Annotated in this window: 8 protein-coding genes; 5 read left to right on the top strand and 3 right to left on the bottom strand. The window is 74.6% G+C overall.

From position 1 onward, the window contains the following. Positions 1-1,102 (bottom strand): glycosyltransferase family 4 protein (locus JWQ91_RS05530; protein WP_297781796.1); only part of this gene is annotated, 1,102 nt, incomplete at its 3' end. 139 nt (positions 1,103-1,241) lie between these two features. Then, a complete protein-coding gene (locus JWQ91_RS05525) occupies positions 1,242-1,922 on the bottom strand; it encodes a class I SAM-dependent methyltransferase (RefSeq protein WP_297781794.1) in 681 nt (226 codons plus the stop codon). A 49-nt stretch (positions 1,923-1,971) separates the two neighbouring features. On the opposite strand from JWQ91_RS05525, the gene JWQ91_RS05520 reads away from it, so the two are divergent. Together JWQ91_RS05520 and JWQ91_RS05515 are read left to right on the top strand one after the other, a co-directional pair. Further along, on the top strand, positions 1,972-2,688 hold the full coding sequence (locus JWQ91_RS05520; protein WP_297781793.1) for an oxidoreductase: 717 nt from the start codon (positions 1,972-1,974) through the stop codon (positions 2,686-2,688). Between the two features lie 338 nt (positions 2,689-3,026). Continuing rightward, complete coding sequence (locus JWQ91_RS05515; protein ID WP_297781791.1) at positions 3,027-3,902, top strand: SGNH/GDSL hydrolase family protein; 876 nt, start codon at positions 3,027-3,029, stop codon at positions 3,900-3,902. Positions 3,903-3,906: 4 nt separating this feature from the next. Here JWQ91_RS05515 and JWQ91_RS05510 read toward each other — a convergent pair whose 3' ends face one another. Further along, a complete protein-coding gene (locus JWQ91_RS05510) occupies positions 3,907-4,704 on the bottom strand; it encodes an HAD family hydrolase (protein ID WP_297781790.1) in 798 nt (265 codons plus the stop codon). A gap of 105 nt (positions 4,705-4,809) precedes the next feature. On the opposite strand from JWQ91_RS05510, the gene ssd reads away from it, so the two are divergent. Genes ssd through JWQ91_RS05495 form a run of 3 tightly spaced genes read left to right on the top strand, consistent with a single transcriptional unit; the run spans position 4,810 to position 7,783 of the window. Beyond that, the gene (ssd, locus tag JWQ91_RS05505) at positions 4,810-5,847 is read left to right on the top strand and encodes a septum site-determining protein Ssd (RefSeq protein ID WP_297781788.1); all 1,038 of its coding nucleotides are present in this window, start codon (positions 4,810-4,812) and stop codon (positions 5,845-5,847) included. Then, positions 5,847-6,989, top strand: a complete 1,143-nt coding sequence (locus tag JWQ91_RS05500) for a TadA family conjugal transfer-associated ATPase (protein ID WP_297781786.1) — start codon at positions 5,847-5,849, stop codon at positions 6,987-6,989. Before ssd ends, JWQ91_RS05500 begins: the two co-directional genes overlap by 1 nt. Further along, positions 6,986-7,783: a type II secretion system F family protein gene (locus JWQ91_RS05495; protein WP_297781785.1), complete on the top strand. Its 798-nt coding sequence runs from the start codon at positions 6,986-6,988 to the stop codon at positions 7,781-7,783. The genes JWQ91_RS05500 and JWQ91_RS05495 overlap by 4 nt, the downstream gene beginning before the upstream one ends. Positions 7,784-7,920: the final 137 nt, after the last annotated feature.

Below are 7,920 nucleotides of genomic sequence, written 5' to 3'. Positions count from 1 at the left end.
CCCAGGCCGCGGCCGCGGGCACGGTGTCGGCGCGCGGCGCCCAGACGCCGCCGCCGGCGCGCTCGATGAGCTCGGCGGCGAGGTTCTCGGCGGGCATCAGGCCCAGGACCGGCCGGCCGGAGCTCAGATAGGACAGCGTCTTGGAGGGGACCGAGAACGCCCCCGCGTCCTGCTCCAGCAGGACGACCAGCAGGTCGCCGGTCGACAGGACCTCGGAGAGCCGCTCGTAGGGCTGGTAGGGCAGCAGGGTCAGCGGGACGTCGAGCCGGGCTGACTCGGTGCGCAGGAGCTCGGCCGCCGGGCCGTCGTTGACGACGACCAGCCGGACGTCGCGACCCGCGTCGATCACGCCGCGGGCGAGCCGCACGAGCAGCGCCGGGTCGTGCTTGAGGCCCAGGTTGCCGGAGTAGAGCAGCGTCAGGGTGTCGTCGAGCCGGTGCTCGACGGACCAGTCGTTCTTGCGCTCGACCGGGACGATCTCGTCCAGTGGGGCCCAGTTGGGGATCACGGTCGTCTTGTGCCCCGTGCCCCACTGCTGGTGGATCTCGGCGACCGACGCCGAGATCGCCACGACGGCCCGCGCGCGACGCGAGGACCAGCGCTCGCTGACCTCGATCGCCTCGGCCACGACGCGGTAGCCCTTCGACAGCTTGGCGCCGGCGAACGAGCGTACCGCGACGCAGTAGACGTCCTGGTGCCACAGCACCCACGGGATGCGCGAGACCACCATGGCCAGGGCGAACACCGCCAACGTCGCGACCTGCACGTTGGACATCAGGGCCACGTCGGGGCGCTCACGGCGTACGTGCCGGGCCAGCTCGACGCCCGCGCGCAGCTCCTGCAGGAGGCGGACGGCGAACCGCTTGTCGACGACGACACCGTGGCTGATCGAGTCGAAGCGCAGCGTCTCGCCCGGGAGCGCCCGCAGATTGCCCTTGCCGGAGACGTACGCCTCGGAGTAGGAGTGCGTCACGTCGTGGCCCCGGCGGGCGAGCTCGCGGCTCAGCTCCACCTGGAACGGGTGGCCGCTGTAGTCGTGGACGAGGAGGCGCAGGCGATCCTGACCGCGGCGGGACGGGCCGTGGGGGTCGACATCGCTCATCTGCACTCTCCGGGCGTCCGCGGACCCTGGGGGCGGGGACGCTCGACGCATGGTCAAACGAGGTCAGGTGACGAAGGTTACGAAGATCTCGGGACCCTCCCGGACGTTCGAGCCCGCTCGCACGGGGAAGCGGAACGGGTCAGCGGAAGTCGAGCAACATCGTGTCGGGCGGCTCGACCTCGTGGCTCATCCCGGACTTGTCGACCCGGGCGCGGGCGCACACCGTCTCGTGCCGGAGCCGCAGGAACCCGGTCTGGGCGCCGTACGCCATGAACAGCTCGCGGACCTGGGTGAGCGCCGCCTCGCCGACCGTCGGGTGCTTGGTCTCCTGCGCGAACCGCATCAGGCCGGGCAGGTCGAGCTTCTCCCACGTGCCGAGCTCGTGGGTCTCGGGCTCGTGGAACAGGCCGGAGGCGCCGAACGTGTCGACCGGCGTGGCACCGGGGTCGCGGACGCCGGTGATCTCGCGGAGCTTGCGCATCCACGGGATCGAGTCGTCGTGCCGCTGCGAGATCGTCGACAGCAGGCCGTCGGGGCGCAGCACGCGGGCGTACTCCGCGAGCGCCGACGGGGACTCCCGCAGCTCCGGGACGATCACGACGTCGAACGCGTCGCCGAGGAACGGCAGCCGCTCGCCGGCCGAACGGACGTACTGGATGTCGGGGTGGCGGCTCGCGGTGACGTCGTCCCCGGCGATCACGACCTCGTGCCCCTGCTCGGCGAGCTGATAGGCCAGGGACCCGTCACCGAGGTGCAGGACACAGGCCAGACGGTCCCCGACCAGCCACTTGGCCGTGCGATCTTCGGGGGAGTCGTTCATTGTTCGAAGGCTACCGGGCTGCGTGACAGGCTGCCGGTACGCTTCGGGCGTGTCCGATCCCTTCATCTCGGCAGCCCAGCTCGAGGGCATCCCGTCGACGTACGCCGGCACCCGCGACGGCATCGACGCGATCCTGCGCGACCGCGGCCTGCGCCGCAGCACGCCGGCGGACACGGCCCGCTCCCTGCTGCTCGGCGCCGCCGCGACGGCGTCTCTCGAGGGCAGCGCGTACGACGCCGACACCCTGGCCGCCGGTGGCGGTGACGAGGTCGCGCGGGGTGCCGTGCGGCTGTCGACCGAGCTGCTGGGCCTGCTGCCGGTCTGGAACCGCTCGCCGGTGCAGGCGCTGGCCCGGATCCACGCGCTCGCCGCCGCCGGAACGACCGCCGACGCCGACCTGGGCCGCCCGGTCAACCCCGACGGGGTGGGACGGCTGACCGAGCTCGCCTGGATGCTGGGGCAGCCCACCGAGGCCCCGGGACTCGTCGTGGCCGCGCTGGTCAACGCCGAGATCACCGCCGCGGAGGCGTTCGCCAGCCACAACGGCATCGTGGGACGGGCCGCCGAGCGGCTCGTGATGGTCGCCAAGGGCGTCGACCCCGCGTCGGTGCTGGTGCCCGAGGCCGGGCACGCGGCCGAGCCCGACGGCTACCGGTCCGCCCTCGCGGCGTATTCCGGCGGCACGCCGACCGGCGTGCACCAGTGGCTGATGTACGCCTCGCAGGCCTTCACCCGGGCCGCCGAGGCCTCGCCACTCGCGCGCTGACCGACCAGCGTCCCGCACGGCCGGGCCCCACACAGGGCGGCGGCGCCGAGTCTCGAGGGATCGGCGCCGCCTTGGCCAGCTCCTCGGTTACCAAGCGTGCTGAGTCGTAGCCGTCGTGGCTCCGATGAATCCCTGAGTGGTCCGGAGTCCGTCGAGCGACTGTCCCATTGAGATGGGTGATCGCCGCGTGGGTACCGAGGGGCTGTGCCGCTGTGGAGTTGTCGGTTGGTCTGCTTCCTGTGTACGCCTTTCGGCACCCCCCGGGGAAGGCCTACCGGCGCGTAACGTTGTGCGCCTCGTTTCACAAGCCGGGGTCGGCGCTGTCTAGGATCGGTGCCATGCCCCGTCGCGCCGCAAGCCCCGTCGCGCTCCTCGCCGCCGGTCTGCTGGTGCTCACCGGGTGCCGCAGCGAGCCCGAGATCCCGGCCGAGCCGGTGCCGAGCGGCGACTACGTCGCGCTCGGCGACTCGTACGTCTCGGGCCCCCTGATCGACGTCCAGGACCCGACCAGCCCCGCCTGCCTGCGCTCGGACGAGCACAACTACCCGAGCCTCGTGGCCAAGGAGCTGGGGGTGTCGAGCTTCGTCGACGTCAGCTGCGGTGGCGAGACCACCGCGATGCTGAAGGACGGCCGGACGTTCGACGACGGCACGGTGCTGGGTCCGCAGCTCGACGCCGTGACGTCGCGGACCACGCTGGTGACCCTGGGCATCGGCGGCAACGACGGTGACGCGGCCGCCGGGCTGTTCAACTACTGCCTCATCCCGGCCTCGGCGAACGACCAGAGCTGCGACACGTTCATCTCCGACTACATGCCGAAGGTCTACGACACGACCCGCGACGACGTCACGTCGATCGTCCGGCAGATCCGCAAGCGCGCCCCGCGGGCCGAGGTCGTCATGACGGGCTACCTGCGCATCGCGCCCGAGCAGGGGGACTGCGCGGCCCTGCCCCTGTCGTCGATCCGGCGCAAGGCCACGCTGGCGTGGGAGGCCGGCATCAACGACGCGCTGCGCGACGTCGCCGAGCGGACCAAGGCCCGGTTCGTCGACGTGCGGGGGATCTCCCGCGGGCACGACGCGTGCGCCGGGGACGAGGCCTGGGTCAACGGGGTCGAGAACTCGCCGGACGGCGACGGCGCGTTCCTGCACCCCACCGCGGCGGGCATGGAGCAGGTCGCGCGGCTCGTCGTGGAGGCCGTCCGCGCCGGCTGACCGGTCAGGCGACGCGCTTGCGCCGGGTCACGACCGACAGCGCGACCGCGCCGACCGCGCCGGCGACGACCGCCACCGCGGCGGCCTTGCCGACCTTGCTGTCCAGCCCCAGCCGGCGACGGAGGGCGACGGGGCGGGCGAACACCAGCACGGGCCAGTCGTTGTCCTCGGCGACCCGGCGCAGGGCCTTGTCGGGATTGACCGCGTACGGGTGCCCGACCGCCTCGAGCATCGGCACGTCGGTCTCGGAGTCGGAGTAGGCGAACGACGCCGCCAGGTCGTAGCCGCGCTCCTCGGCGAGGGCCCGCATCGCGTCGGCCTTGTGCGGCCCGTACGCATAGAACTCGACGTCACCGGTGTAACGGCCGTCCTCGGCCACCAGGGTCGTCGCGATGACGTGGTCGACGCCCAGCATCGCCCCGATCGGCTCGACGACCTCCGAGCCCGACGCCGACACGATCACGACGTCGCGGCCGGCGGCCTGGTGCATCTCGATCAGGTCGACGGCCTCCTCGAACACGATCGGGTCGATGATCGAGTGCAGTGTCTCGGCGACCGACTGCCGCACGACCTCGACGTCCCAGCCCGTGACCATCTGGGTCAGGTAGGCCCGCATCTTCTCGAGCTGGTCGTGGTCGGCGCCGCTGATCGAGAACATGAAGTTGGCGTAGGCACTGCGCAGCACCGCCCGGCGGCTCAGCAGCCCGCCCTCGTAGAAGGGCTTGCCGAAGGCGAGCGTGCTCGACTTGGCGATGATCGTCTTGTCCAGGTCGAAGAATGCGGCTGACCTCGTGGGGCTCACCCCTTCAGGATAGGGGCGTCCACACCCTGACGGGTCACGCTCGGCCGTCCACAGGCCACGACTTCTGCCTTTCGGACCCCTGCCGGGGCCGGGATCGTCGTACGCATGACGGATCCGACCGCCCCCCTCATCGTCACGTCGGACGAGCGGCTGCTCGACGACGCCCTCCGCTGGTGCGCCGCGGCGGGGGCGATCCCCGACCTGGCGCACGACGTCACGGCGGCCCGACGGGCGTGGCGGCAGGCCGCGGCGGTCATCGTCGGCGAGGACCTGGCGGCGGCGCTGTCCCGGGCCGAGCTGGTGCGTCGCGACCATGTCGTGCTCGTCGCCCGGGAGCCCGCGCAGTGGTGGCCCGTCGCGATCGCGCTGGGCGTCGACGCGGTCTGCGCCCCGCACGAGGAGGACCGGGTCCTGGAGTCGCTGTCGTCGGCGCTCGACGGCGGGGGCGAGGCCGCCGTCGTGAGCGTCGTCGGTGGGTCGGGCGGGGTGGGGGCCTCGACGTTCGCGGTGTCGCTCGGGCTGGCGGCGCACCGGCGGGGCCTGCGACCGCTGGTGCTCGACGCCGATCCGCTGGGCGGTGGGGTCGAGCTGGTGATCGGGGCCGAGCGGACGGACGGCCTGCGGTGGCACGACTTCGGGGCGACCCGGGGTCGGCTCAACGCGGGATCGCTCGCGGACGTCCTGCCGACGCACCGGGGCGTGGCGACGCTGTCGTGGCGCGCGACCCACCGCGGCGAGCTGCCGGACGCCGTCGGGTCGGTCCTGACCGCGGCGGTCCGCGGCTTCGACGTCGTGGTCGCCGACGTGCCCCGTCACCTCGGTGACCACGGCCCGGAGATCGTCGGCCGCTCCGTGCTGAGCGTCGTGCTGGTGCCGGAGGAGGTGTGCGCGGTCGCCGCCGCCCGCCAGGTCGTGGGACGGCTGCGGGACCTCGCCCCGTCGGTCGCGGTGGTCAGCGTGCACCGCCCCGGCGGCATCGGGCCGGCCGCCGTGGCCGAGGCGGTCGACGCCCCGGTCGTGGCGAGGCTGCGGCCCGATCGTCGGGTGCGCGGCGGTGTCGATCGTGGGCACGGTCCCGGCCGGTCGCGCTCTGGACGCCGCGCCGCGGGGGCAGTGCTGGACGCCCTGGGCCTGGAGCCGTGATGGCCGAGTCGCCGATCCTCGACCGAGTGCGCCGGCGCCTCGCGGCCGAGGCCGCCGAGCCCACTCCGCACAGCGTGGCGGAGGCGCTGCGGGCCGAGCAGCAGGTCGCCGGCAGCGGCACGGTGCTGGCGCTGGTCGACCAGCTGCGCAGCGAGACCCGGGGTGCGGGGCTGCTCGACCCGCTGCTGGCGCTGCCCGGGGTGACGGACGTCCTGGTCAACGGGGCCGCCGAGGTCCACGTCGACCGCGGTGCCGGGCTGGAGCGCACATCGGTGCGCTTCGCCGACGAGGACGCGGTGCGCCGGCTCGCGCAGCGCCTCGCGGCCCAGGCGGGTCGCCGGCTCGACGACGCGAGCCCGTGGGTCGACGCCCGACTGCGCGACGGCACCCGGCTGCACGCCGTGCTCGCACCGCTGGCCCGGCCCGGCACGCTGATCTCGCTGCGGGTCCCGGCGCGTCGGACGTTCAGCCTCGCCGAGCTGCACGCCGCGGGCTCGCTGTCCGGTGACGCGCTGGGCTGCCTGCGGGCCGTCGTGCTGTCCCGCGCCGCGTTCGTCGTGTCGGGTGGGACGGGCTCGGGCAAGACGACGCTGCTGGCGGCCGTCCTGGCCGAGGTCGACGACCGCGAGCGCATCGTCGTGGTCGAGGACGCGACCGAGCTGCGACCCGACCACCCGCACGTCGTCGGCCTGGAGGCGCGCCCCGCCAACGTCGAGGGCGCGGGGCTCGTGACCGTGCGCGACCTGGTCCGGCAGGCGTTGCGGATGCGGCCGGACCGCCTGGTCGTGGGGGAGGTGCGCGGGGCCGAGGTCGTCGACCTGCTGGCCGCGCTCAACACGGGCCACGAGGGTGGGTGCGGGACGGTCCACGCCAACGCGCCGGTCGACGTGCCGGCCCGGTTCGAGGCGCTCGGCGTCGCGGCCGGCCTGCCGCGGGACGCGGTGCACAGCCAGCTCGCGGCCGGCATCGACCTCGTGCTCCACCTCGGCCGTACGTCCGCGGGTCACCGCGTCCTGGAGCAGGTCGCCGTCATGCGCCGCCGTCCCGACGGGGTCGTGACCTGCGTGCCCGCGCTGACGTTCGTCGACGGACGCGGGATCCGGGGCCCGGGCCACGACCGGCTCCGCGAGGTCCTGGCGTGACGGTCGTCGCCGCGCTGGCCACCGGCCTGGCGGTGCTGCTCTGGCGGCCACCCGACACGTGGTGGGTCCGCCACCGTCTGGGCCTGGGCGGCAGCGTCGCGGCGCGGCCCGCGGCGACGACCGGGCTCGTCCTGCTCGTCGCGACCGGCGGCCCGGTCGTGGTCGGGCTGCCGGGGCCTCGCCTGGTCCTGGCCCTGACCGTCGCGGGGGCCGCCGGGTTCGCGCTCCGCCAGGCCCGGTCGTCGCGGGCGAGGTCCGCGGTCCGTCGACGACGGGCCGAGGTCACGGACCTGCTCGGGCTGATGGCGGCCGAGCTCCGGGCCGGCATCCTCCCGGCGCACGTGCTGGCCGGGCTGGCGCCGGACTTCGGCTTCCTCGGCGCCGCCACCCGGTCGGCCGACATCGGCGGCGACGTCCCGGCGGCGCTGCGGGTGGCGGCCAGGACCCCGGGCCGCGAGCTGCTGGGCGAGCTGGCCGGGGCGTGGCACGTCGCCGAGCGTGCCGGCGCCCCGCTGGCCCGCGTCCTGGACCGGCTCGAGGAGTCGTCGCGGGCCGAGCGGGAGATCGAGCGGGAGGTCGAGTCCGGGGTGGCGCCGGCGCGGGCCACGGGCCGGCTGATGGCCGTCCTGCCCGCGGTGGGGCTGGCGCTGGGCTCGGGGATGGGTGGCGACCCGCTCGCGGTCCTGACCGGCACGTGGCCCGGGGTCCTGTGCCTGGCGGCCGGGGTCGCGCTGGCGTGCACGGGCGTCGGCTGGGTCGAGCGGATCGCGGACTCGGTCGAGCGGGCGCCGTGATCCCGGGCCTGCTGGTCGCGCTAGCGACGTGGTGCCTCGTGCCGGAGCCCGCGAGCGTCCGGGCCCGGCGCGTCCTGCAGCCGGTCCGCGCCCCGCGGCGGCTCGACCCCGCCCTGGCCGCGGCGCTCCTGGCGCCG

The sequence above is a fragment of the Aeromicrobium sp. genome (assembly GCF_025965075.1).
Lineage (GTDB): Bacteria > Actinomycetota > Actinomycetes > Propionibacteriales > Nocardioidaceae > Aeromicrobium.
This window is presented reverse-complemented; position numbering and strand designations above follow the sequence as displayed.